This window comes from Variovorax paradoxus (assembly GCF_030811855.1).
In the GTDB taxonomy this organism is placed as follows: domain Bacteria; phylum Pseudomonadota; class Gammaproteobacteria; order Burkholderiales; family Burkholderiaceae_C; genus Variovorax; species Variovorax paradoxus_L.
This window is the reverse complement of the sequence record NZ_JAUSRN010000023.1, coordinates 48,917-70,348: the sequence shown is the minus strand read 5'-3', so window position 1 is coordinate 70,348 and position 21,432 is coordinate 48,917. Positions and strand designations below refer to the sequence as shown.

At 66.2% G+C, this 21,432-nt stretch carries 25 protein-coding genes; 10 read left to right on the top strand and 15 right to left on the bottom strand.

What is annotated here, in order from left to right:
- Positions 1-5 precede the first annotated feature (5 nt).
- The 3 genes from J2X92_RS28470 to J2X92_RS28460 all read right to left on the bottom strand — a co-directional run bounded on the left by J2X92_RS28470 (position 6) and on the right by J2X92_RS28460 (position 1,866).
- Entirely contained in the window at positions 6-248 is a 243-nt protein-coding gene (locus J2X92_RS28470; RefSeq protein ID WP_307581061.1) for a hypothetical protein, read from the bottom strand.
- Positions 249-488: 240 nt separating this feature from the next.
- Entirely contained in the window at positions 489-1,010 is a 522-nt protein-coding gene (locus J2X92_RS28465; RefSeq protein ID WP_307581059.1) for a dihydrofolate reductase, read from the bottom strand.
- Between the two features lie 16 nt (positions 1,011-1,026).
- Positions 1,027-1,866, bottom strand: coding sequence for a thymidylate synthase (locus J2X92_RS28460; RefSeq protein ID WP_307581058.1), 840 nt, complete (start codon positions 1,864-1,866; stop codon positions 1,027-1,029).
- A 36-nt stretch (positions 1,867-1,902) separates the two neighbouring features.
- Here J2X92_RS28460 and nthA point away from each other — a divergent pair, with 36 nt between their 5' ends.
- Genes nthA through J2X92_RS28445 form a run of 3 tightly spaced genes read left to right on the top strand, consistent with a single transcriptional unit; the run spans position 1,903 to position 3,562 of the window.
- Positions 1,903-2,529 carry a nitrile hydratase subunit alpha gene (nthA, locus tag J2X92_RS28455; RefSeq protein WP_307581056.1) on the top strand — a complete coding sequence of 209 codons (627 nt, stop codon included), beginning with the start codon at positions 1,903-1,905 and terminating at the stop codon, positions 2,527-2,529.
- Positions 2,526-3,191: a nitrile hydratase subunit beta gene (gene nthB / locus J2X92_RS28450; RefSeq protein WP_307581054.1), complete on the top strand. Its 666-nt coding sequence runs from the start codon at positions 2,526-2,528 to the stop codon at positions 3,189-3,191. Before nthA ends, nthB begins: the two co-directional genes overlap by 4 nt.
- Complete coding sequence (locus J2X92_RS28445; RefSeq protein WP_307581052.1) at positions 3,188-3,562, top strand: nitrile hydratase accessory protein; 375 nt, start codon at positions 3,188-3,190, stop codon at positions 3,560-3,562. The genes nthB and J2X92_RS28445 overlap by 4 nt, the downstream gene beginning before the upstream one ends.
- 137 nt (positions 3,563-3,699) lie before the next feature.
- On the opposite strand, the gene J2X92_RS28440 is transcribed toward J2X92_RS28445, so the two are convergent.
- Entirely contained in the window at positions 3,700-5,130 is a 1,431-nt protein-coding gene (locus J2X92_RS28440) for an FAD-binding oxidoreductase (protein WP_307581050.1), read from the bottom strand.
- A 5-nt stretch (positions 5,131-5,135) separates the two neighbouring features.
- On the bottom strand, positions 5,136-5,543 hold the full coding sequence (locus J2X92_RS28435; RefSeq protein WP_307581048.1) for a DUF2069 domain-containing protein: 408 nt from the start codon (positions 5,541-5,543) through the stop codon (positions 5,136-5,138).
- 64 nt (positions 5,544-5,607) lie between these two features.
- Here J2X92_RS28435 and J2X92_RS28430 point away from each other — a divergent pair, with 64 nt between their 5' ends.
- The gene (locus tag J2X92_RS28430; protein ID WP_307581046.1) at positions 5,608-6,819 is read left to right on the top strand and encodes a YihY family inner membrane protein; all 1,212 of its coding nucleotides are present in this window, start codon (positions 5,608-5,610) and stop codon (positions 6,817-6,819) included.
- A 6-nt stretch (positions 6,820-6,825) separates the two neighbouring features.
- Here J2X92_RS28430 and J2X92_RS28425 read toward each other — a convergent pair whose 3' ends face one another.
- Complete coding sequence (locus tag J2X92_RS28425; protein WP_307581044.1) at positions 6,826-7,164, bottom strand: Mpo1-like protein; 339 nt, start codon at positions 7,162-7,164, stop codon at positions 6,826-6,828.
- A gap of 101 nt (positions 7,165-7,265) precedes the next feature.
- On the opposite strand from J2X92_RS28425, the gene J2X92_RS28420 reads away from it, so the two are divergent.
- Positions 7,266-7,649, top strand: a complete 384-nt coding sequence (locus tag J2X92_RS28420; RefSeq protein WP_307581042.1) for a thioredoxin family protein — start codon at positions 7,266-7,268, stop codon at positions 7,647-7,649.
- A gap of 2 nt (positions 7,650-7,651) precedes the next feature.
- Here the strand turns inward: J2X92_RS28420 and J2X92_RS28415 are convergent, their stop codons facing one another.
- Positions 7,652-8,596 (bottom strand): LysR family transcriptional regulator, encoded by a 945-nt coding sequence (locus tag J2X92_RS28415; RefSeq protein WP_307581040.1) that lies wholly within the window; start codon positions 8,594-8,596, stop codon positions 7,652-7,654.
- A 110-nt stretch (positions 8,597-8,706) separates the two neighbouring features.
- Between J2X92_RS28415 and J2X92_RS28410 the strand changes: the two genes are divergently transcribed.
- Positions 8,707-10,125: a M20 family metallopeptidase gene (locus tag J2X92_RS28410; protein WP_307581039.1), complete on the top strand. Its 1,419-nt coding sequence runs from the start codon at positions 8,707-8,709 to the stop codon at positions 10,123-10,125.
- Between the two features lie 24 nt (positions 10,126-10,149).
- On the top strand, positions 10,150-11,142 hold the full coding sequence (locus tag J2X92_RS28405) for a Bug family tripartite tricarboxylate transporter substrate binding protein (RefSeq protein ID WP_307581037.1): 993 nt from the start codon (positions 10,150-10,152) through the stop codon (positions 11,140-11,142).
- Between the two features lie 13 nt (positions 11,143-11,155).
- Here the strand turns inward: J2X92_RS28405 and J2X92_RS28400 are convergent, their stop codons facing one another.
- Entirely contained in the window at positions 11,156-11,968 is an 813-nt protein-coding gene (locus J2X92_RS28400) for an alpha/beta fold hydrolase (RefSeq protein ID WP_307581035.1), read from the bottom strand.
- 331 nt (positions 11,969-12,299) lie between these two features.
- Positions 12,300-13,610, bottom strand: coding sequence for an O-acetylhomoserine aminocarboxypropyltransferase (locus J2X92_RS28395; RefSeq protein ID WP_307581033.1), 1,311 nt, complete (start codon positions 13,608-13,610; stop codon positions 12,300-12,302).
- Between the two features lie 143 nt (positions 13,611-13,753).
- Here J2X92_RS28395 and J2X92_RS28390 point away from each other — a divergent pair, with 143 nt between their 5' ends.
- Positions 13,754-14,194, top strand: coding sequence for a CBS domain-containing protein (locus J2X92_RS28390; protein ID WP_055799807.1), 441 nt, complete (start codon positions 13,754-13,756; stop codon positions 14,192-14,194).
- A gap of 28 nt (positions 14,195-14,222) precedes the next feature.
- On the opposite strand, the gene J2X92_RS28385 is transcribed toward J2X92_RS28390, so the two are convergent.
- Positions 14,223-15,203, bottom strand: coding sequence for a Bug family tripartite tricarboxylate transporter substrate binding protein (locus J2X92_RS28385; RefSeq protein ID WP_307581031.1), 981 nt, complete (start codon positions 15,201-15,203; stop codon positions 14,223-14,225).
- A gap of 8 nt (positions 15,204-15,211) precedes the next feature.
- On the bottom strand, positions 15,212-16,306 hold the full coding sequence (add, locus tag J2X92_RS28380; protein WP_307581029.1) for an adenosine deaminase: 1,095 nt from the start codon (positions 16,304-16,306) through the stop codon (positions 15,212-15,214).
- Between the two features lie 84 nt (positions 16,307-16,390).
- On the opposite strand from add, the gene J2X92_RS28375 reads away from it, so the two are divergent.
- A complete protein-coding gene (locus J2X92_RS28375; protein ID WP_307581027.1) occupies positions 16,391-17,347 on the top strand; it encodes a LysR family transcriptional regulator in 957 nt (318 codons plus the stop codon).
- Positions 17,348-17,380: 33 nt separating this feature from the next.
- Here J2X92_RS28375 and J2X92_RS28370 read toward each other — a convergent pair whose 3' ends face one another.
- A complete protein-coding gene (locus J2X92_RS28370) occupies positions 17,381-18,598 on the bottom strand; it encodes a polyhydroxyalkanoate depolymerase (protein WP_307581026.1) in 1,218 nt (405 codons plus the stop codon).
- A gap of 101 nt (positions 18,599-18,699) precedes the next feature.
- Here J2X92_RS28370 and J2X92_RS28365 point away from each other — a divergent pair, with 101 nt between their 5' ends.
- Positions 18,700-19,356: a glutathione S-transferase gene (locus J2X92_RS28365; RefSeq protein WP_307581024.1), complete on the top strand. Its 657-nt coding sequence runs from the start codon at positions 18,700-18,702 to the stop codon at positions 19,354-19,356.
- Positions 19,357-19,382: 26 nt separating this feature from the next.
- On the opposite strand, the gene J2X92_RS28360 is transcribed toward J2X92_RS28365, so the two are convergent.
- From J2X92_RS28360 to J2X92_RS28350, 3 genes are read right to left on the bottom strand one after another with little or no spacing between them, the layout of a single operon-like run.
- A complete protein-coding gene (locus J2X92_RS28360) occupies positions 19,383-19,730 on the bottom strand; it encodes a DOPA 4,5-dioxygenase family protein (RefSeq protein ID WP_307581022.1) in 348 nt (115 codons plus the stop codon).
- Between the two features lie 7 nt (positions 19,731-19,737).
- Positions 19,738-20,358 carry a DUF4166 domain-containing protein gene (locus J2X92_RS28355; protein WP_307581020.1) on the bottom strand — a complete coding sequence of 207 codons (621 nt, stop codon included), beginning with the start codon at positions 20,356-20,358 and terminating at the stop codon, positions 19,738-19,740.
- Positions 20,355-21,401 carry an SRPBCC domain-containing protein gene (locus tag J2X92_RS28350; protein WP_307581018.1) on the bottom strand — a complete coding sequence of 349 codons (1,047 nt, stop codon included), beginning with the start codon at positions 21,399-21,401 and terminating at the stop codon, positions 20,355-20,357. Before J2X92_RS28350 ends, J2X92_RS28355 begins: the two co-directional genes overlap by 4 nt.
- Between the last annotated feature and the right edge of the window lie 31 nt (positions 21,402-21,432).

The following is a 21,432-nucleotide window of genomic DNA, read 5'->3' as shown; positions in this document are numbered from 1 at the left end:
CGTCGTCAGAGTTCGATGAGGGCCGAAGTGGCTTTGTTCAGCACCAGCTTGCCTTTGGCGGTGATCGATTCCACCTGGGCCAGATGACGGATCGCGCGATCGTCCGGCGTGTGCGTGGCGGAGGGAGGAATGAACGCGGTCACCAGTTCGGCGGCCCGCAACACACGCAGTCTGTCGATGTCGGCCGGCGTGTGCACGACGTATGGCAATCTCTGCTCGGCGATGACCCGAAGAAATTCCATGGACATGAGCCGTCTCCTTGTTCTAGATAGGCGGACGTGCATTGTGCGGAGAAATTTGCGCTTGTGGCTGATTGCTGCAGCGCACATTCAGGCCGCAGTTGTATCAATGTGTTTTGCGTTACCGAGACTGAAAACGAAGGTCCCATTTTCCGGGGGCAGCGCCGGTTTTGGACGCTTGTGCCGGTTACCGGTATCGGTGTATTGGCGATGCAATCGGACGCCGCGCGTGCCTTTGCGCGCGGCTTTTCAGGCCTTCGGAGAACTGACCCGTTCGTAGGTCACGAAGCTGAAATTCAAACCTTCCTTGGCCGAAACGTGCGGCTCACGCTTTGTTTCGCGCCACTCCGAAGGGGAGAGTTCGGGCGCGTGCGCATCGCCTTCGTAATCGTGGGCGAGTTCGGTCACCACGGCGTACTGCGCGAGCGGTTCGGCCTCGGCATAGATCTGCGCGCCGCCGATGATCCATACCTCGGGCACCTGCGATTCTTCGCATAGCGAGAGCGCCTCTTGCAGGCTGGCCGCACGCTGCGCGCCTTCGGCTTTCCAGTCGTCCTGCCGCGTGATGACGATGTTCCATCGCCCCGGCAGCGGACGGAACCGCGGCGGCAGCGAGTCCCAGGTCTTGCGGCCCATGATGACGGGCGCAGCGCCGGTCGTCCGTTTGAAGTGCGCCAGGTCTTCGGGCAGGTGCCAGGGCATGGTCCCATTGGCGCCGATCACGCCGTTGGCAGCGCGGGCGAAGATGAGGTTGATGCGCGGTGTGGTCATGAGGCCGAACGGTCCCTTACACCGCCACGGGCGCCTTGATGGGCTCGTGATGCTTGTAGTCGAGCACTTCGAAGTCTTCGTACTGGTAGTCGAAGATCGAGGCTGGCTTGCGCTTGATGTTTAGCGTGGGATAGGGATAGGGCGCGCGGCTCAGCTGCAGCGCCACCTGCTCGGCGTGGTTGCTGTAGATGTGGCAGTCGCCGCCGGTCCAGATGAAGTCGCCCACGTCGAGATCGCACTGCTGCGCCACCATGTGCGTGAGCAGCGCATAGCTTGCGATGTTGAAGGGCACGCCAAGGAAAATGTCGGCACTGCGCTGGTAGAGCTGGCAGCTGAGCTGGCCGCGCTCGCCCGGCGCTTGCGGCGGCGCCACGTAGAACTGGAAGAACGCGTGGCAGGGCATGAGTGCCATCTTCGAGAGCTCGGCCACGTTCCATGCGCTCACGATGATGCGGCGCGAATCGGGGTTGGTCTTCAGGGTCTTGATGACTTCGGAGATCTGGTCGATGTGGCCGCCGTCGGGCGTGGGCCAGCTGCGCCATTGCACGCCGTACACCGGACCCAGATCGCCATCTTCGCGCGCCCACTCGTCCCAGATGGTGACGCCGCGCTCCTTGAGCCAATTGTTGTTGCTGGAGCCGGTCAAAAACCACAGCAGTTCCTGGATGATCGACTTCAGGTGCACCTTCTTCGTGGTCACCAGCGGAAAGCCTTCGTTCAGGTCGAAGCGCATCTGGTGGCCGAACACGCTCTTGGTGCCCGTACCGGTACGGTCGCTCTTGAACACCCCGTGGGTGTCCACGTGGCGCATGAAATCTTCGTACTGGGAGCGGACGGGGCGGGCGGTCGAGGTCATGTTGGGAATTTTACGGGGCGGCGCTAGCATTGGCCGATGACCGGCCAAGACCATTCCCACGATCACAGCGAACTCGGCGAAATGGACCTGCGCGTGCGCGCCCTTGAAAGCGTGCTCACGCAGAAGGGCTACATCGACCCCGCCGCGCTCGACGCGCTGATCGACACATACCAGACCCGCATTGGCCCGCGCAATGGGGCGAGGGTGGTGGCGCGGGCCTGGGTCGACCCAACCTTCCACGACTGGCTGATGGCCGATGCCACGGCCGCCATCGCCTCGCTCGGCTACACCGGCCGCCAGGGCGAGCACATGGTGGCAGTAGAGAACACCAATGAGCAGCACCACATGGTCGTTTGCACGCTCTGCAGCTGCTACCCCTGGCCGGTGCTCGGCCTGCCGCCCATCTGGTACAAGAGTGCGCCGTACCGTTCGCGCGCAGTGAAGGACCCGCGCGGTGTGCTGGCAGATTTCGGCACGGCGCTGCCCGAGACGACGCGCATCCGCGTCTGGGATTCGACCGCCGAGGTACGCTACCTCGTGATTCCCCAACGGCCTTCAGGCACCGAAGGGTGGAGCGAAGACGAGCTCGCCGCCCTCGTTTCGCGCGATTCGATGATCGGCACCAGGCTTGCCGATGCGCCGGCCGCGAGGAGCGCCGCATGAGCTACGTCACGCATGCCGATCTCGGTGGCCAGCCGGGCTTCGGGCCGGTCACGCCCGAGCCTGAGGGAGAACTCTTCCACGCCAGCTGGGAGCCGCGCGCGCTGGCGCTCACGCTCGCAATGGGCGCAACCGGCTCCTGGAACATCGATGCGAGCCGCGCCATGCGCGAGACGCTGCCGAACTACCGCGACCTGAGCTACTACCAGATATGGCTCGGGGCGCTCGAGCAGCTGATGCTGCAGCGCGGGCAGGTTCTTCCCGACGAGATCGCGTCCGGCGAGATGCGCCATCCGGCCGCGCCGGTCGCCCGCGTGCTGAAGGCCGACAACGTCCCGGCGGTGCTCGCCAAAGGCTCGCCCACCGAGCGTGCCGCGCCGGGCCCCGCGCGCTTCGCCGTCGGGCAGGCGGTGCGAATGCACATCGGCAAGGTCGACCATCACACGCGGTTGCCACGGTATGTGCAGGGCAAGTGCGGCACCATCGAACATGTCCATGGCGCGCATGTGTTTGCCGATGCGAATGCGCAAGGCATCGGCGAGCAGCCCCAGTGGCTCTACACCGTGGTCTTCGAGGAAGCCGAGCTCTGGGGCGCTGCGTCACCGCGGCAAAACCTCTCGGTGTCGGTCGATGCGTGGGAAAGCTACCTGGAGCCCACCACATGAAGATCGACCTTCCAGCGCTGGCGCTTGCACCCGGCATGCCGCGCGATGTCGACGGCCCGGTGTTCCGCGAGCCCTGGGAAGCGCAGGCCTTCGCGATGACGCTCGCGCTGCACGAGCGCGGCCTGTTCACCTGGGTCGAGTGGGCCGAAGCGCTTGCGACGCAGATCACCGCCGCACTAGCCGCGGGAGACCCCGATGCGGGCGACACCTACTACCGGCATTGGCTCGCCGCGCTCGAAGGCCTCGTGGCCCGCAAGGGCGCGAGCTCGGGCGACGAACTTGCGCGCTACCGCCACGCCTGGGACCACGCGGCCGATCGCACGCCGCACGGCCAGGCGATCGAGCTGCGCGGCGAAGACTTTCGTGGCTGAGTTTTTTGTTTTGCTCCTTCCCCCTTTGGGGGAAGGTTGGGATGGGGGCTGCCCCCGCATTCGGCGCAGCGTTGAATCGAAGGCCGCGTGCCCCCACCACGGCCCTCCCCCGGGAGGGGAGGGAGAAATACAAATGCCTAGACGCGGATCACCCGTCCCGGGTTCAGGATGTTCTTCGGATCGAGCCCGCGCTTGATCGCACGCATCATCTCCAGCGCCACTGGCGACTTGTGCTTCTCGAGCTTGTCGACCTTGAGCGAACCCACGCCATGCTCGGCCGAGAACGAGCCGCCGAATTTTTCGACCGCGTCGTACACCAGCGTGTTGATGCGCTCTTCCTCGTTCTTGAGGAATGCCTTGGTGTCGATGTTCTCCGGTGCCTGCACGTTGTAGTGCAGGTTGCCGTCGCCCAGGTGGCCGAAGTTCACGAGCCGCACGCCCGCGATCTCGCGTGCCAGCAGGGCGTCGGTTTCGGCCACGAAGGCGGGGATGCTCGAGACGGGAATCGAGATGTCGTGCTTGATGTTCAAGCCCTCTTCGGCCTGCGCGAGCGGAATGCTCTCGCGGATGTGCCAGAGCTGGTGCGCTTGAGCGAGGTTTTCGGCCACCACCGCATCGGTCACGCAGCCGTCTTCGAATGCGGTTTCGAGCAGCGCCTCGAAGCGCGCGCGGGCATGGTCTTCCGATTCGCTGTCGGAATTTTCGAGCAGCACGCAGTACGGCACGGCGTCGTCGCCGATGAAGGGCACGCGCAGTTGCGGCATGTGCTTGTCGACCAGGCTCAATGCAAACTTGCCCATCACCTCGAAGCCGGTGAGGCCGGAGCCCAGGTGCTTGTGCGCAAGGCCCAGCAGCGTGACCGCGTGGTCGAGCGAAGGCACCGCGGCCCAGGCTGTGAGCTGCGCCGCGGGCAGCGGGTAGAGCTTCATCGTCGCCGCGGTGATGATGCCGAGCGTGCCTTCGCTGCCGATCATCAGGTCGCGTAGGTCGTAGCCGGTGTTGTCCTTGCGCAGGCCACTGGTGCCTTCCCAAATTTCGCCCTGCGGCGTGACCACTTCGAGGCCGAGGCACAGCTCGCGCGTGTTGCCGTAGCGGACCACCTGCGTGCCGCCGGCGTTGGTGGCCAGGTTGCCGCCGATGGTGCAGCTGCCTTCGGCCGCAAGACTCAGCGGGAAGAGGAAGCCCTGCTTCTCGGCCGTCTCTTGCAAGGTCTGAAGGATGCAGCCGGCTTCCACGGTCATCGTGAGGTTGGCGGCGTCGACGGTGCGAATCGCGTTCAGCCGCTGCAGGCTCAGCACCACCTGCGTGCCGCTGTCGTCGGGAGTGGAACCGACCGCCAGGCCGGTGTTGCCGCCTTGCGGCACGATGGCCGTGCCGGCCGCCGCACATGCCTTGACCACATCGGCCACTTGCTGCGCATTGGCGGGCCGCACCACCGCCAACGACTTGCCGTGCGCGCGCTTGCGCCAGTCTTGTTCGTAGGCCGTGAGGTCGCCTTCGTTCAGCACGTGCTGCGCACCGACGATGGCGCGCAGCTGATCGATCAGGGGAGAAGAAGAAGTCGTCATTGGCGTCATTGGGTGGAAGCCTCCAGTTGTCGGGCAGCCTTGGCGTTGCGCAGGCGCAGCCGGACGTGCAATGCGCAGGCCGTGAAGAGCGCGAGGCACAGCAGCACCTCGACGAGCGCGAGCACTTGTCCCACGCCGTTGGTGTCGCTCCATGCGCGCACCACGCCCTCGGTGAAATAGAGCCAGATCATCAGGCTGACCCAGCGGTAGGTGTACATGCGGTTCTTGTAGAGCCCCGCAAGCGGAATGACAAGAGGCAGTACCTTGAGCGCCAGCAGCGAGCCGCCGGGCCGAAGCGGCGCCAGCCACAGCTCCCAGGCCAGCCCGAGCACGATGAGCCCGGCGAGGCTGCCCACGGCAAGCCAGCGGGTGGCGCTGACGGAAGAAGAGGCGTGCGGTGTGATGGTTTGCATGGATTGGACACCGCGGAACTGGCGACACGAAGCGTGCGAAGACGAGGGGAAGGTTCGGGTTCTTATGATACCGGCCATGAATCGTCAGCAGCTCTGGAAGGATCTTTCGCGCTTTCCGTGGGGCAACACCGCGGCGGTGCTGGGCGAGCGCTTCCGCGAAGACCGGCTCGGGCTCACGGCCAGCAGCCTCACCTTCACCACCACCATTGCCATGGTGCCGTTCTTCACGGTGGCGCTGGCGCTTTTTACCGTGTTCCCGATGTTCGCCAAGCTGCAGGGGCGGCTGCAGCGCTGGCTCATCGAGAGCTTGATTCCCGACAACATCGCGCGCCAGGTGCTGGGCTACCTCAATCAGTTCTCCAGCAAGGCTGGCGGCCTGGGCATCGCGGGCCTGGTGGTGCTCCTGATCACCGCCATTGCGCTGATCCTCACCATCGACAAGACGCTCAACAACATCTGGCGTGTGCGTTCGCCTCGGCCGTTTGCGCAGCGCGTGCTGATCTACTGGGCCGCCATCACGCTCGGCCCGCTGATCCTGGCGGTGAGTCTCTCAACCACTTCGTATGTGTTTGCCGCCTCGCGGGACGTGGTGGGCGGCAGCATCCTCAAGCTGTTCTTCGACACCTTCGAAATCGTGCTCCTCGCGGGCGGCATGGCCTCGCTCTACCACTACGTGCCGAACACCAACGTGCGCTGGGCGCACGCCTGGGCCGGCGGCATCTTCGTGGCGGCGGCCATCGAAATTGCCAAGCGCGTGCTTGGCTACTACCTGAGCCTGGTTCCGACTTACTCGGTGCTCTACGGCGCCTTTGCCACGGTGCCCATTCTTCTGATCTGGATCTACGTGGCCTGGGTCATCGTGTTGCTGGGCGCCGTCATCGCGGCCTACCTGCCGAGCCTCTTGACCGGCGTTGCCCGCCGCGGCGGCCGGGCCGGGTGGCCGCTGCAATTGGCCATGGAGGTGCTGCAGCACCTGGCGCGTGCGCGCGCCACGCCGGCCAAGGGCATGGGCGCCGCCGAGCTCGTCACGCGCATGCGCGTCGACACGCTGCAGCTGGTGCCGGTGCTCGAAACGCTGGTGGCGATCGACTGGATCGCGCCGCTCGCCGAAGAAGCCGCCGACGAGGACCCGCGCTACGTGCTGCTGGCCGATCCGTCCACGCCCATCGAGCCGCTTTTGAGGGAGTTGCTGATGCCGCGTGCGGAGCCGCTAGAAGACCTGTGGCAGAAAGGTCCGCTGCACTCGCTTCGCCTGGGCGATGTGCTATTGATTTAATAGCAATCAGATCTTGATTTTGCCGAGCCAGATGTCGCGGTACATCGCCCAGTCGCCCATGAAGCTGTAGATCGGGCGCTTGAACGATGCGGGCCTGTTCTTCTCGAAGCCGAAGTGCCCGACCCAGGCAAAGCCGTAGCCCGCGACCAGACCGGCCAAGAGCCACAGCGGATTGAATGTGACGATCAGCGCCACCAGGCACAGCAGCGAAATCGTCGAGCCAATGAAGTGCAGGCGCCGGCAGGTGCGGTTGGCATGCTCGGACAGGTAGAACGGGTAGAACTCCGCGAAGCTCTTGAAACGACGCGGATCGACGGCAGATTCCGGGGCAGTCGTGGTGTTCATCGTACGAGTCTCCTGGGCGCCGGGGGCGCTTTGTTCATAATAGCCACGAGCATTGGTCCGCACCAACGCGGCTTTGTATTCACACCTTCACCGCATCAGCTTTGAGCGCTCTTCCCGCCGCCCCCGATTCCGCCGAGCCGGCCCGCAATGCGCCGTGGGTCGTGTGCCTGTGCGCCGAATGGTGCGGCACTTGCCGCAACTACCGGCCGCTGCTCGAGCAGGTGGCGCGGGCGCATCCGCAGTTCCGCTTTGCCTGGGTCGACATCGAAGACCACGCCGAGATTGCCGATGCCTTCGACGTCGAGACCTTTCCCACGCTGTTGATTGCCGGTGCCGACGGCACCCGCTTTCTGGGCCCGCTGCTGCCGCATGCCGAGACGCTCTCGCGCATGCTCGGCGCGCTGCAAGCGCCGCAGCCGTCCAGCCTCGACGTCGACCTGCTGCTGGCGGTGATCGAGAAACGACCGGCCGACTTCGCGCTTTGAGCTCACCGTGACGCGCCGGAGCGCGCGCGGCCCAGCTTGCGCCGCCCGGCGCTGGCGATGGCGTTCACCAGATGCTGCACGAACTCTTGCGCCAGCGGCGTGAGCGTGCGGCCTTCGAGCGCCAGCACCTGCAGTTGACGCTGCTGCAGCGGCGCCTCGGCAAAGGGGCGCGCGACCACCGTGCCCGCGTCGATGAGGTGCGTGACCGTGAGATGGCCCGAAAGCATCACGTCCGGCGTGCGCAAGAGTGGCAGCAGCACCGATGAAAAGTTGCTGACGAAGATCGCACGGTACTGCAGCCCCTGCAAGCTGCACGCCTGGTCGAACAGCTGCCGCGCCGTCACGCCCTTGTCGCCCACGGCCAGCGGGTAGCGCACCGCGTCCGCCACCGACACCACGCGCTGTCGCGCCAGCGGGTGGTCGGGGCGCAGCACCGCGAATACCGGTGCATTGGCGGAGTGCTCGATCTTCAACCCGGGCTCGGGCGCCACCACGTATTTCAGTGCGATGTCTGCTTCGCCCCGTGCGAGCAGCGCGCTCACGCCGTCAGGTGAACCCACGTGGAGTTCGAGCTGCGTGCCCGGATGCGCCGACTCGAAGCTGCGCATCACCTGCGGCATGAAGTGCGCGGCAAACCCCTCGGTGCAGGCCATGCGGATGCGGTGCGCGCTGCGGCCGCCCAGGTCGCGAACCTGTTCGATGACCTGCTCGATGTCGAGCTGCGCATTGCGCAAGTGCGCGGCGAGCCGCTCGCCGGCTGGGGTGAGCGCCATCCCGCGGGCATGGCGCTCGAACAAGGGCGTGCCCAGGCTTTCCTCGAGCTTGGTGATCTGGCGGCTGACCGCCGACGAGGCCACGAAGAGTCGTGCCGCGGCCTGGCTGACCGAGCCGCTGCGCGCCACCTCCAGGAAATGGCGCATCGGAATGCTGAGGAGCGGTGGTGTCATATAGATCGAGCCTTGCCTTCAAGGCAATGGTAGCTTGCAAAAACGATGCTAGGAGCATCGCCCAGTAGGCCTTGTACTTGCTGCATCCGACGGAAACAGGAAATCCCTTCATGCAACGTACCCAAAGCCTTGCCGCTGCCGCCGCTTATTTCGACGACGGTGGCTTCTTTGCCGACCTGCAGCGGCGCGTCGCTTTTCGCACCGAGAGCGACACCGGCGCCGCCACGCCCGCGCTGGACGCCTACCTGCAAGACGAGCTGGTGCCGCCGCTGGCCACGCTGGGTTTCGCATGCGAAATCGTCGAGAACCCCGTGGCCGGCGGCGGGCCCTTCCTGATCGCGCGCCGCATCGAAGACCCTGCACTGCCCACCGTGCTGAGCTATGGCCATGGCGACGTGGTGAGCGGGCAGGATGCGCAGTGGGACGAAGGGCTCGGCCCCTGGGCGCTTACCGTGCGCGGCGACCGCTGGTACGGGCGCGGTACTGCCGACAACAAGGGCCAGCACACCATCGCGCTCGGTGGATTGGCCGCTGCGCTGCAGGCGCGGGGCGGGCGCCTGGGCTACAACATCACCTGGCTCATCGAAACCGGCGAAGAAGCCGCATCGCCTGGCCTGCATGCGGTGTGCGAGCAGCATCGCGACCGGCTGCATGCCGACCTGTTCATTGCCAGCGACGGACCGCGCGTGAGCGCCGCGCGGCCTACGCTGTTCCTGGGGTCGCGCGGGGCCGTCAACTTCAGCTTGAGACTGCGGGCCCGAGCGCGGGGCTACCACTCGGGTAACTGGGGCGGCGTGCTCGCGAATCCGGGCACGGTGCTGAGCCACGCGGTGGCATCACTGGTGGATGCGCGCGGGCGCATCCTGATCGAGGCCTTGCGGCCGCCTCAAATTCCACAGGGCGTGCGCGAAGCACTGGCCGATATTGCGATCGGCGGCGGGGCCGACGATCCCGCGCTCGACGAAGGCTGGGGCGAGCCGGGCCTGAGCCCGGCCGAGCGGCTGGTGGCGTGGAACACCATCGAGGTGCTCGCGCTCGGCGCGGGCTCGCCGCAGCGGCCGGTGAATGCCATTCCGTCCGAGGCGGTGGCGCATTGCCAGCTGCGCTTTGTGGTCGGAACGCCGTGGCGCGATTTGGCGAAGATCGTGCGTGCGCACCTCGATGCGCATGGCTTCGGCAACGTGAAAGTGCAGGTCACGCTCGAAGGCGCCGCAACGCGGCTCGACGTGGAGAACCCGTGGGTCGATTGGGCCCGGCGCTCCATCGAGCAAAGCAGCGGCCAACACGTGGACCTGCTGCCCAACCTTGCGGGCTCGCTGCCCAATGATGTCTTTGCCGACTTGCTGGGCTTGCCCACGCTGTGGGTGCCGCATTCCTACCCGGCCTGCGCGCAGCACGCGCCCAACGAACACCTGCTGGCGCCGCTGGCGCGCGAAGGCCTGCAGATCATGGCCGGTCTCTATTGGGATCTGGGCGAGCCCGGCCTGGCTCCCTGGGCCGCTGGAAAAATGCCGAAAGCCGCCGCCTGATTTCTTCTCTTGCTGGACGAATCCATGAAAACTGCTGCTCTCTTCCATCGCCTTGGCGGCCTGCTCGCCTGCGCATTGGCACTCGTCGCGTTCCATGCAACCGCGCTTGCGCAAAGCAACTGGCCTGACAGGCCCGTGAAGCTGGTCGTGCCTTTTCCGCCCGGCGGCGGCACCGACATCGTCGCGCGAGCGATGGGGCAGGGCCTGTCGGAGAAGCTCGGCCAGCCGGTGGTCATCGACAACAAGCCCGGCGCCTCCACCATCATCGGCACCGATGCGGTCGCCAAGGCCGCACCCGACGGCTACACGTTGCTGCTCTCGGGTTCCACCAGCTACAGCGTGAACCCCGCGCTGCGCGCCAAGCTGCCGTACGACCCGGTGCGCGACCTGGCGCCCATTGCCATCGTGGCGCGCACCCCGCTGGTGCTGGTGGTGGGTGCCGGCACGCCATGGCGCTCGCTGCCCGAGCTCATCGCTGCCGCCAAGGCCAAGCCGAAGAGCATCCGCTACGCCACCTTCGGCGCCGGTTCGGGGCCGCACCTGGCGGGCGAATTGTTTGCGCTGGCCGCGGGCATCCAGCTGCAGGACATCCCGTACAAGGGCAGCAGCCAGGGCTCGATGGCGGTGATCGGCGGAGAGATCGAGATCGGTCTCGACACCGTGGCCGCCGTGGCGCCGCACGTGCGCTCGGGCAAGCTGCGCGCGCTGGGCATCGTGGGGGCGACGCGCTCCAGCATGCTGCCGGAGGTGCGCACCCTGGCCGAGCAGGGGCTGCCCGACGCAACCTTCGACGCCTGGTACGGCTTTGCCGCGCCAGCGCGCACGCCCGCTCCGGTGCTCGACAAGTTGGCGCGCGCCGTCACGGCCACGATGGGCAACGCAGCATTGCAGGCGCAGCTGCGCGCACAGGGCATGGAGCCCGTTGCCATCGGCGCCTCGGCGTTCCGCAGCCAGATGGAGAGCGAGATTTCCCGCTACCGCGCGCTGGCGCATCGCGCGGGTATTGCGGCGGAATAGCCTGCGGATAGGCTCAGGCAGGTGTTCCGACGAAGTCTCGCAGCGCAAACAGCACTTCATCTGGCGCTTCGTTCATCAGCGAGTGGCCCGCATGCACGGTCACCACCTTGGCCTTCTTCGCCTTGCCGACCAGCGCTTTGGTGGCGCGTGGCGGCGTCATCTGGTCGGCATCGCCAAGCAAGAAAAGCACGGGGCACTGGACAGCCTCGATGGCTTTTTCGCCATTCGCGTAGTCGTTGCAGGCCTTGAAGCCGATGTGGAACACGTTGGCGTCGCGGTTGCTCGCGAGCACGCGGCGCATCAGCGCGCGCGAGCTGCCATAGAGCCAGGTGCCGGGGCCGAGCGCTGAGGGCGGTGGCGCGAGCAGCGAATGTGAGAACGTGTTGACCATCGCGATGGCGCGTTGCGGATCGTTGAGCGCACCATCGAGCAGCGCGGGCGACACGGTCATCGGATAGGCCGTGCCCACCAATGCCAGATGGGTCACCCGTTCAGGCGCGCGTGAAGCGGCTTCAAGCGCAATCAGCGAACCAAAGCTGTGGCCCACGAGCGCGGCCTTCTGCACGCCGGCCGCCTCGAGCAGCGCGATGACGAACTGCGCGGCGTCTTCCACGCTGGCGGGTGGTGGGCCTTCGCTCTTGCAGTGGCCGGGCAGATCCAGCGCGAGCACGTTCCAGCCATGGTTGGCGAACCAGCGGCTTTGCAAAATCCACACGCTGTGGTCGTTGAGCACGCCGTGGATGAAGACTACTGTCGGCTTGTTCGCATCGAAGGTTTTGCCGCCGGTGTAGCAGTAGGTGGTGTGGCCATTGACTTTGTAGTTCATGTCAGTCGCTCCGCCGTTGCGTTGTGTTGCTGTTGTTCAGGGCGCGTGCAAAGGCCACCGGGTACTCCCCTCCGCGAATGTCCCCCGGCTTCGCCTCCTGCTTTATTTCGCTGCAGGGAGCACCCGGCGCCCTGTGCACTGGGGCACGCTGCTGGTGTACCGCCGATCAACCACCGCTCTGAACAACGATCCCGTCGATGGGGTGCCTTGCGCAGCGAAATAAAGGAGGAGCCCGAAGGGCGGGGGACATTCGCGGAGCAAGGTACCCCGTCGGCGGGAGCGCGCCATGAATGACGGACAACCCGGCGCAAAGAAAAGCAAATGTTCATTCCTACACCCCCGCCTTTTCCGCAGCCTTCAGCGCACGCTTCAGGTCGTCGATCAGGTCCGCCGGGTCTTCCAGCCCGATGGAAAGCCGGATCGTCCCTTGGGAGATGCCTGCACCCGCCAGCGCCTCGTCGGTCATGCGGAAGTGCGTGGTGCTGGCCGGGTGGATCACCAGGCTGCGGCAGTCGCCCACGTTGGCCAGGTGGCTGAAGAGCTGCAGCGCCTCGATGAAGGCCTTGCCCTGCGCGCGGCTGCCCTTGATGTCGAAGCTGAACACCGCGCCGGCGCCGCGCGCGCCGTGGCGCAACAACTTCTGCGCCAGCGCGTGGCTCGGATGCGATTCGATCAGCGGATGTCCCACGCGCGACACGAACGGATGAATTGCCAGAAATTCGACCACCTTCTGCGTGTTGTCGATGTGCCGCTCCATGCGCAGCGGCAGCGTCTCAATGCCCTGCAAGATCAGCCACGCCGTGTGCGGACTCATCGATGCACCGAAGTCGCGCAGGCCTTCGCGCCGCGCGCGCAGCAAGAACGCGCCCACCGTGCTTTCCTCGCTGAAGACCATGTTGTGGAAGCCGTCGTAGGCCTGCGTGAGCTCGGCGAATTTGCCCGATTTCTCCCAATCGAAACTGCCGCCGTCGACCACGACGCCGCCGATCACCGTGCCGTGGCCCGAAAGGAACTTGGTCGCCGAGTGGTAGACCAGGTCGGCGCCATGGTCGAACGGCTTGATGAGGTAGGGCGAGGTAAGCGTCGAGTCGACCAGCAGCGGCACGCCCGCTGCGTGCGCAATGTCGCTCACTGCCGGAATGTCGAGCACGTCGAGCCCGGGGTTGCCCACGGTTTCGCCAAACAGCAGCTTGGTCTCGGGCCGGATCGCGGCCTTCCATCCGTCTAGGTCGCCCGGCTTCACGAAGGTGGTGTCGATGCCGAAGCGCCGCATCGTGTAGTGCAGCAGGTTCTGCGAGCCACCGTAGAGCGCCGTGCTGGCCACGATGTGGGAGCCCGCGCCCATGAGCGTGGCGACCGACAGGTGCAGCGCGGCCTGGCCGCTGGCAGTGGCAATGGCGCCAATGCCGCCTTCGAGCGCCGAGACGCGCTGCTCCAGCACCGCATTGGTCGGGTTGCTGATGCGCGAGTAGACGTGGCCCGCGCGCTCGAGGTTGAAGAGCGCCGCCGCATGGTCGCTCGACTCGAAGACGAAAGAGGTGGTGAGATGGATCGGCACCGCCCGCGCGCCGGTGGCGGGGTCGGGTGCGGCGCCGGCGTGCAGCGCCAGGGTGTCGAATCCGGGGTCGGAATAGCCGGGCATGAGGACCTTTCTGGGTTCGTTCGCAATGCCCCGTTACGTCTGCTAATCATGCGCGCGCATCATGGGCGTGGGAGTCGGCGCCGATTGTGGGCTATATTCAAATCGGCACCGCCGCCGAGAAAGATTTCCGAGAGGAGCACACGATGAAAGTCAGCGACATCCTTCGCGTCAAGGGCAACACGCTCTTCACCATCACGCCCGACGACCTGCTGGCCGAAGCCGTCAACACCATGGCGGAAAAGGACATCGGCTCCCTGGTGGTCATGGAACACGGCGACCTCGTCGGCATGCTCACCTTCCGGGAAGTGATCCTGGCCATTGTCGACAACGGCGGTCAGGTGGGCGGCACGCTGGTGCGCAAGGCCATGGACGACGCGCCCGTGACTTGCACCCTCGAAACCGACCTCGACGAAATCCGCCGCATCATGCTGGAGCGCCACGCGCGCTACATGCCCGTGATGGACAAGCGCATGCTGATGGGCGTGATCAGCTTCTACGACGTGGCCAAGGCGGTGGTGGACAGCCAGAATTTCGAGAACAAGATGCTCAAGGCCTACATCCGCGACTGGCCTGAAGAGCAGTAACTAGCCGCCCCTGCGCTGGCCGCCTGGCTTATTCCTTGATATTGGCCGACTGCACGATCTTCTGATTGCGCGCGTACTCGGCCTGCACGAACTGGCCGAATTGCTCCGGCGTGCCGCTGCCGGGCAAGGCGCCTTGTTCATTGAGCTTGCTGCGCACCTGCTCCTCGGCAAGCACTGCATTCAATTCCTGGTTGAGGCGGGCCACGATCGCTGGCGGGGTCTTGGCGGGGGCGAAGATGCCGGTCCAGCTCACCATGTCGTATCCCTTGAGGCCGGGCATCTCGTTGAAGGTGGGCACGTTGGGCAGGGCGGCCAGGCGCTGGCTGCCGGTGATGCCCAGCGCTTTCAGGCGGTTGCCGTTCACGTGCGGAATGGCGCTGGTGCTGACCAGCATGGCCAGATCAACCTGGTTGCCGATCACGTCGGTGGCAATCTGCGCACCGCCGCGGTAGGGCACGTGAGTCACGAAGATGCCGCTGCGCTGCTTCAAAAGCTCCATGGCCAGTTGCAGCACCGTGCCCACGCCCGAGGTGGCGTAGTTATAGGCGCCTGGCTTGGCCTTGGCGAGCTTCACGAAGTCGGCATAGGTCTGGGCCTCGAGGCCGGGCCGTGCGACCAGCACCATCGGCGCGGTGTTGAGCATGCCGACCGGGGCCAGGTCCTTGAGCGGATCGAACTTGAAGGCCGAGGGATTGACCAGCCGCCCGATGGCGATGGCGCTGTCGGGGCCGACCACCAGCGTGTAGCCGTCCGGCGCCGCATTCACGGCCTTGGCCACGCCGATGGCGCCGCCCGCGCCGCTCACGTTCTCGATGACCACCGACTGCTTCAGCCGTTCGCCCAGTCGCGTGGCGACAAGGCGCGCGTTAACGTCCACGCTGCCGCCCGCGGTGTAGGGAACGATCAGCGTGATCGGCTTGGCGCTGGGCCATGCGCCCTGCGCAAGCGCCGCGGCGGGCAGCATCGAACAGAGCGTTGCGGCAAGTAGAAGGCGGCGAGAGTGGGTCATGGCGTGGGTCATTTCTGCTGAATGGGAGGTGGTGGCTCTGGTGCAAGGCGCGCGCGCAGCGCGTCGAATTCGAAGCTCCACTGCGTGCGCCACGCGCGGCGCTGCGTGTCGTCGATCCATGCGCCGTCGAGCCCGTTGTGCATGAAGCCGCGCAGTTCGTCCAGCCCGAAGCCGAAGTCGCGCGCCATCATCAGCCAGGCCCCTGTGGGCGTGACCTTGTGCAGCGTCGGATCGTCGGTATTGGGATGGATGCGCAGGCCCAGACCGGGCATGCGGCGAATGGGATGGTCGAGCGCCCAGCGCTCCGGGGGCAGCGTGCGCAGGTAGTAGGAGTTGGTGGGCACCACGGTAAAGATCACGCCTCGCTCGGCGCACTGGCGCGCGAAGTCGGGCTGGTCGACCACGGTGTAGCCGTGGTCGATGCGGTCTACCTGCAGCAAGTCGAGCGCGGTGCGCACGTTGGTCCACGGCATGCCGAACTCACCTGCGTGCGCGGTGGCCTTGAGCCCCGCGCGCCGTGCCTCGGCGTAGGCCTCTGCGAAGAGTTCCGGCGGGCGGTCGACCTCGCGGTAGTCGATGCCGATGCCGATCACCTCATCGCAGCGGTGGGACTTGACCCACTCCACCATTTCCACCGCGGCCTCGGGGCTCGCCTCGCGGTCGATGGCGGCGATGAGCCGGCCCGTGATGCCGAATTCCTGCTGCGCGTCATGGATCGCACGGACGATCGCGCCCTGCGCCATCGGATACGAAATGCCGGAGCCGTGCACCGTGCCCGTTGGGTTCCAGAAGAACTCGGCGTATCTCACGCTGTGAGCCGCCGCGTCCTCCAGGTATTCGCGCGTCAGCTGGTACAGGTCGCCGGGGCTGCGCACCAGCTGCGCGTCGAGCGCGCGCAGCACGCGCAGTACGCCGACCGGCTTTTCCCCGCGCGTATAGAAGCCCTCAATCTCCTCGGCCGCGAGCGGCGAGCCGGCGCGGTGGTTGAGTTGCTTGAAGGTTTCGTGGCGCACCGTGCCGAAAAGGTGGCAGTGCAGCTCCACCTTCGGAATCGCATGCAGCATGGATTCCAGCGAAAGCGGCGGCAGCACGGGGTGAGTCATGCCGTCCAGTCTAGGGATTGGCGGCCCATAAGCAAAATTTTGAATTCCTATAATTTGATTCACTGAATCGATAACGGGAACGCTATGGCCTCTTTGCCGCTTCGGGCGCTCACGCTGCGCCAGCTGCAGTTCTTCTCGGTGCTGGTGGAAGAAGGGCACTTCGGCCGGGCGGCGCGGCGCCTGGCCATCACCCAGCCGGCGCTGAGCAATGCCATCAAGCAGATGGAAAAACTGCTCGGCGCCGAGTTGTTGACCCGTTCCACCCATCGCCTGCAGCTCACGCCGGTGGGCGCCGAAGTGCTCGCGCGCACCGATTTTCTGGTCAACACCTTCGAGGTGGCCTTGCGCGACATCGAAAGCACGGTGCAGCGCGGCCGGGCTTTCGTGCGCGTCGGCGTGATCCCGTCGGCCAGCGCGCGCGTGACGGCCGCGGCCAGCGAATTTCTTGAAGCAGGCGATCGCGAGGTCGAGATCGCGTGGCGCGATGCGCCTTCGACCGTGCTGCTGGCCGAACTGCGCAGCGGCCAGCTCGACATGGCGGTGGCCGCCATCACCGAGCCGCCGGGCGGATTGGATTGCATCGACCTGTTCCGCGATCCGCTGGTGCTGGTGGTGCGCCGCGATCATGCGCTGGCCGCGGCCGGCGATGCCAGCTGGGAGGCCATCGGCAAGGAGCGGCTGGTGTTGTTCGAAAGCGGCAGCATGCCGGCACTCGGCAATCCGGCGCGTGCGCAATTCGAGCAGGGCGCCGAGCCCTATCGCGTGAGCTATTCCGAAACGCTCTACGCGCTGGTGCGCAGCGGGCAGGCGCTGGGGCTGATGCCGCGGCTCTACACCTCGTCGCTGCGCGACCCCGAGCTGGTGGTGCTGCCGCTGCTGAAGCCGCGCATCGAGCGGCGCGTGGTACTGGCCTACCTGCCGGGGCCGATGCGCAACGTGGTGGCGCAGGAGCTCATTGCGTTCTTGCGCGAATGGCTCCCGCAGCCCGGCGAGGCCGCGGTGCGGCGTGTGGCGGCCAAGGGAAAGCGCAGCCGGCGTTGATGGCGTTGATGGCGCTGAGGCCGGACAGCCGGCTCAGTGCAACTCGGCCGCCGCGTGGATGGTTTCGCGCACGCGCGGGTAGATCTGCGCGTTCCACTTGCTGCCGCTGAAAACGCCATAGTGGCCCACGCCGGCCTGCAGGTGATGGACCTTGAGATAGGGACGGATGCCGGTGCAGAGGTCTTGCGCCGCCACCGTCTGTCCGACCGAGCAGATGTCGTCGCGCTCGCCTTCCACCGTGAGCAGCGCGGTGCGGCGGATGGCTGCCAGGTTCACCGTGCGGTCACCCACCGTGAGCACGCCGCGCGGCAGGTCGTAGGTCTGGAACACGCGCTCCGCGGTCTCCAGATAGAACTCGGCCGGCAGGTCGTTCACCGCCAGGTATTCGTCGTAGAACAGGCCGATGGTGCGGGCCTTCTCGATGTCGCCCTCGATCAGGTGGTGGACCATGTCCTGGAACTGCTTCTTGTGGCGCTCCGGGTTCATGCTCAGGAAGGCCGCAAGCTGCAGGAAGCCGGGGTACACGCGGCGCATCATGCCGGCATGCGGCCACGGCACGTGGGTAATAAGGTTGCGGCGAAACCACTCGATGGGCTTGCTGTTCGCGAGCACGTTCACGCCCGTGGGATTGATGCGGCAATCGACCGGCCCGGCCATGAGCGTGAGGCTGCGCGGCGTGGCGGGGTTGTCGTCTTCGGCCATCAAAGCCGTGGCCGCCAAAGCTGCCACGCAGGGCTGGCAGACGGCGACCATGTGCACGCCGGGACCGATGGCTTCCAGGAACTGGATGACCTGCAGCGTGTAGTCGTCCAGGCTGAAGCCGCCATGCCACAGCGGCACGTCGCGCGCGTTGTGCCAATCGGTCAGGTACACGTCGTGGTCGCGCAGCAGGGTGCGCACGGTTTCGCGCAGCAGTGTGGCGAAATGGCCCGACAGTGGTGCGACCAGCAGCACGGGCGGATGCACGGCCTGCGTGTCCTTGCGGAAATGCAGCAGCGTGCCGAAGGGCGAGACCAGCGCCGTTTCTTCATGCACCGCGGTTTCCACGCCATCGACCGGCACGCTGGCAATGGCGTAGTCGGGGCGCGAATGGGTCAGCCGCATGCGCGAAAACACGTCGAACTGGGCGGCCATGCGCCGCAACATGGTGCGTTCGGTGCCGTCCTTCCAGAGCGCCTGGCCGAGGTACTGGGCTGCGAGCCGGGAGGGCGAGAGCAGGTCGGCTTGGTTCTGGTAGGCCCGGTACAACATGAAAGTAGTACAGGCAAGTTGCGGGCCAAGCGGTGGCACAGGCCTTGCAGGCCATCAAAGCCAACCGGCAGCATGCAGCAAGTCCGTCCAGGAGATCCACGATGGCCAAACCCGTTCTCACGATCAGCAGCAAGAACTACGGCGCATGGGCGCTGCGCGGCTGGCTGATGTGCAGGCTGGCCGGGCTCGACTTCAGCGAGAAGATCATCCCGCCCGACGATCCGGCCATGAAGGCCGAGATGCTGCTGCTCTCTTCTTCGATGCTGGTGCCCTCGCTGCAGCACGGCAACGTCAAGGTGTGGGATACGCTGGCCATTGGCGAATACCTGAACGAGATCAAGCCCAAGGGGGCGCTGCTGCCGTCCGACATCCAGGCCCGTGCGCACTGTCGCGCCATCTGCGGCGAAATGCATTCGGGCTTCGCCTCGATGCGCGGCGCATTGCCGATGAACATCAAGGCCCGGTTCCGAGGCTTCAAGATCTGGTCACGCGCGCAGGCCGACATTGACCGCATCGTCGCCATCTGGCGCGAATGCCTGAAGACTTACGGTGGACCCTTCTTGTTCGGCAAGGAGGCGGGCATGGCCGATGCGATGTATGCGCCGGTGGTCACGCGATTTCTCAGCTACGACGTTCCGCTCGACAGCGTGTGCGCCGCCTACTGCAAGCGCGTGATGGATTTGCCCGCCATGCGGGAGTGGGTGGCCGCCGCGAAGGAGGAGCCCGAGGAGATCGACGAGCTCGATGCGGAGTTCTGACCCGTCGCCGGTTCCGGCAATGCCGGCTAATGCCGGAACATCCGCAGGTCGAGCGGGCGCTCTTCGCCGAGCCACATGGCATGCGCCGTGTGGTCGGCAAAGTCGTTGCCCGTGACGCCGTGCACGAAGATGTCCAGGCCGTCGCGATGAGCCTCGAGCCATTCGATGACCTGGTCGAACTCGGCAGCGTCGAAGGCCAGCTGGCAGCTCCAGTGCGTGTGCGGGCCAACCAGCCGCTCGTGCACCCGGCCGACCACCACCATCAGCTCCCGGCCGGCCTGTTCGCACAGCTGCCTGGCCTGCGCCACCGTGGCGGGGCCGAAGTAGACGTGGGCGTGGTATTGCGGATAGAGGTTCTCGGGGCGGCGCGGCATGATGCGGTCATTGTGAACCCAACCGGAAGCGCCCGCTGTAGCGGAACACGTCGCCGAACCAGCGGTGGCGCAGCACCATCTTCATGGTGAAGCGGTCGGCATCATCCGGGTCGGGCCGCTCCTCGACGTAGGCGGTTCCCATCAATAGGCCGAGCGGCAGCGGCAGGTGCAGCCGGCCAAGGCGCCAGACGTAGCCCAGGTCGCGAAACACCAGCGCGCCTTCTTCGGCGCTCACGGCCAGGCGCATGCCGAGGCCGAAGCGCACATACTCGATCACCTCGCCGCCGCCCGCGGGCGCGTGCGCCATGTGCGAGCGAAAGTGGAACGGCGCGCGGCCCTCGAAGCTGAAGACGCGGTCCCAGTACAGGAGCGCGTCGCCGGGCCGGCAGCGGTAGTGCACTTCGATCGGCACGCGGGTGCCGGTGTAGGGAACGAGCGCACCGAACAGGCGGCCGAAGGGCATCAGCACGCGCGCCCAGGGCGCATGGTGCACCTCGTCCATCGTGCCGCGCACGCACACGTGGGCATTCGAGAACGGCGCCATCGTGTAGTGCCGGCGGATCACGTCGCCCAACTGCTCCCAGCCCGGGCCGAGCGCCTGCTGGAAGACGGGGCGCACGTCCTTCATGCGGCCGCCGCGGCGGTTTCGCTGCGCGCCTTGTAGAAGCGCAGGATGTGCTCGGAGAAGTCGCCCAGCAGAAACTGCGCTACGCGGTCGGCATACCAGTTGAAGCGCGTGCTCACGCGCCAGGAAACGTCGATGCGAAGCTCCGTGCCGCCCTCGCGCGGCGTGAGCGTGTAGGACGAATCGCGCAGTTCGAAATAGTGGCCGCCGATGACCACGTGGTCGTCCAGCGCGCCGGCGGGAAAAGAGTCGGGCGAAAAGCGGTAGCGCCAGCTCACGCGCTGCAGCGGCTGCCACTCGGTGATGACCTCCTCGAAGTGCACGTCCTTCTGCCACTGCACCTTGCGCACGCGGCCTTCTGCGGTGTCTTCGGTCAGGGCGGCCACTGGCATCGGCACGCCGATGCGATAGGCCCAGGCATCGCCGACTTCGCTCGGCCGGATGTCACGCACTTCGTTGAGTTCATGCCATACGCGCTCGGCAGGCGCGGCGATGAAGAGCGTGCGCGAGGTGTTCGAAATTTGCTCCGGGTTGGGCCAGTGCGGCTCGACGGCACCCAGCGCCAGAGGCAGCACCGCGAAGCCGTAGAGCGCAGGCTTCGGCCAATTGGTGATGCGGCAGACGATGCCCATCGCAAGGCCGCCGAGGCTGCCCATCACGCCGAACAAGGGCACGATGACGACGGCGCAGATCATTCCCTCGATGAACACCAGCAGCGTGCCGACGACGAACAGCGCGGTCGAAACCCACGGTGCCCAGATGTAGTAGCCCCAGCTGCGCCGCTCGATGCGCTCGGCCATGTAGACCGTGACGGCGCCGCACACCGCGGGCGCGAGATAGATGAAGGAACCCAGCATGGCGGAAAAGCGCTGGCCCGGCAGGCCGCTGAACGCGATGCGAAGCACCAGGGCTGCCGCGGCGCCTACGATCAGCGGCCAGAACCATGCGAAGGGCATGCGGCGCACGGGCATGTCGCGCATCTGCGTGGCGTCGGCCTCGATGGGTGCCAGTTCCCCGAGACTGGTTTCGGTGGGGTCGGTGCTCATGGAAGTTTCTTCTCCTCGTGTGTTGTTGTGA

Excerpts from the sequence above, each read along its gene's own strand:
- J2X92_RS28470 (WP_307581061.1), bottom strand. The coding sequence starts at position 248 with ATGTCCATGGAATTTCTTCGGGTCATCGCCGAGCAGAGATTGCCATAC.
- J2X92_RS28465 (WP_307581059.1), bottom strand. The coding sequence starts at position 1,010 with ATGACCACACCGCGCATCAACCTCATCTTCGCCCGCGCTGCCAACGGC.
- J2X92_RS28460 (WP_307581058.1), bottom strand. The coding sequence starts at position 1,866 with ATGACCTCGACCGCCCGCCCCGTCCGCTCCCAGTACGAAGATTTCATG.
- nthA (WP_307581056.1), top strand. The coding sequence starts at position 1,903 with ATGACCGGCCAAGACCATTCCCACGATCACAGCGAACTCGGCGAAATG.
- nthB (WP_307581054.1), top strand. The coding sequence starts at position 2,526 with ATGAGCTACGTCACGCATGCCGATCTCGGTGGCCAGCCGGGCTTCGGG.
- J2X92_RS28445 (WP_307581052.1), top strand. The coding sequence starts at position 3,188 with ATGAAGATCGACCTTCCAGCGCTGGCGCTTGCACCCGGCATGCCGCGC.
- J2X92_RS28440 (WP_307581050.1), bottom strand. The coding sequence starts at position 5,130 with ATGACGACTTCTTCTTCTCCCCTGATCGATCAGCTGCGCGCCATCGTC.
- J2X92_RS28435 (WP_307581048.1), bottom strand. The coding sequence starts at position 5,543 with ATGCAAACCATCACACCGCACGCCTCTTCTTCCGTCAGCGCCACCCGC.
- J2X92_RS28430 (WP_307581046.1), top strand. The coding sequence starts at position 5,608 with ATGATACCGGCCATGAATCGTCAGCAGCTCTGGAAGGATCTTTCGCGC.
- J2X92_RS28425 (WP_307581044.1), bottom strand. The coding sequence starts at position 7,164 with ATGAACACCACGACTGCCCCGGAATCTGCCGTCGATCCGCGTCGTTTC.
- J2X92_RS28415 (WP_307581040.1), bottom strand. The coding sequence starts at position 8,596 with ATGACACCACCGCTCCTCAGCATTCCGATGCGCCATTTCCTGGAGGTG.
- J2X92_RS28410 (WP_307581039.1), top strand. The coding sequence starts at position 8,707 with ATGCAACGTACCCAAAGCCTTGCCGCTGCCGCCGCTTATTTCGACGAC.
- J2X92_RS28405 (WP_307581037.1), top strand. The coding sequence starts at position 10,150 with ATGAAAACTGCTGCTCTCTTCCATCGCCTTGGCGGCCTGCTCGCCTGC.
- J2X92_RS28400 (WP_307581035.1), bottom strand. The coding sequence starts at position 11,968 with ATGAACTACAAAGTCAATGGCCACACCACCTACTGCTACACCGGCGGC.
- J2X92_RS28395 (WP_307581033.1), bottom strand. The coding sequence starts at position 13,610 with ATGCCCGGCTATTCCGACCCCGGATTCGACACCCTGGCGCTGCACGCC.
- J2X92_RS28390 (WP_055799807.1), top strand. The coding sequence starts at position 13,754 with ATGAAAGTCAGCGACATCCTTCGCGTCAAGGGCAACACGCTCTTCACC.
- J2X92_RS28385 (WP_307581031.1), bottom strand. The coding sequence starts at position 15,203 with ATGACCCACTCTCGCCGCCTTCTACTTGCCGCAACGCTCTGTTCGATG.
- add (WP_307581029.1), bottom strand. The coding sequence starts at position 16,306 with ATGACTCACCCCGTGCTGCCGCCGCTTTCGCTGGAATCCATGCTGCAT.
- J2X92_RS28375 (WP_307581027.1), top strand. The coding sequence starts at position 16,391 with ATGGCCTCTTTGCCGCTTCGGGCGCTCACGCTGCGCCAGCTGCAGTTC.
- J2X92_RS28370 (WP_307581026.1), bottom strand. The coding sequence starts at position 18,598 with ATGTTGTACCGGGCCTACCAGAACCAAGCCGACCTGCTCTCGCCCTCC.
- J2X92_RS28365 (WP_307581024.1), top strand. The coding sequence starts at position 18,700 with ATGGCCAAACCCGTTCTCACGATCAGCAGCAAGAACTACGGCGCATGG.
- J2X92_RS28360 (WP_307581022.1), bottom strand. The coding sequence starts at position 19,730 with ATGCCGCGCCGCCCCGAGAACCTCTATCCGCAATACCACGCCCACGTC.
- J2X92_RS28355 (WP_307581020.1), bottom strand. The coding sequence starts at position 20,358 with ATGAAGGACGTGCGCCCCGTCTTCCAGCAGGCGCTCGGCCCGGGCTGG.
- J2X92_RS28350 (WP_307581018.1), bottom strand. The coding sequence starts at position 21,401 with ATGAGCACCGACCCCACCGAAACCAGTCTCGGGGAACTGGCACCCATC.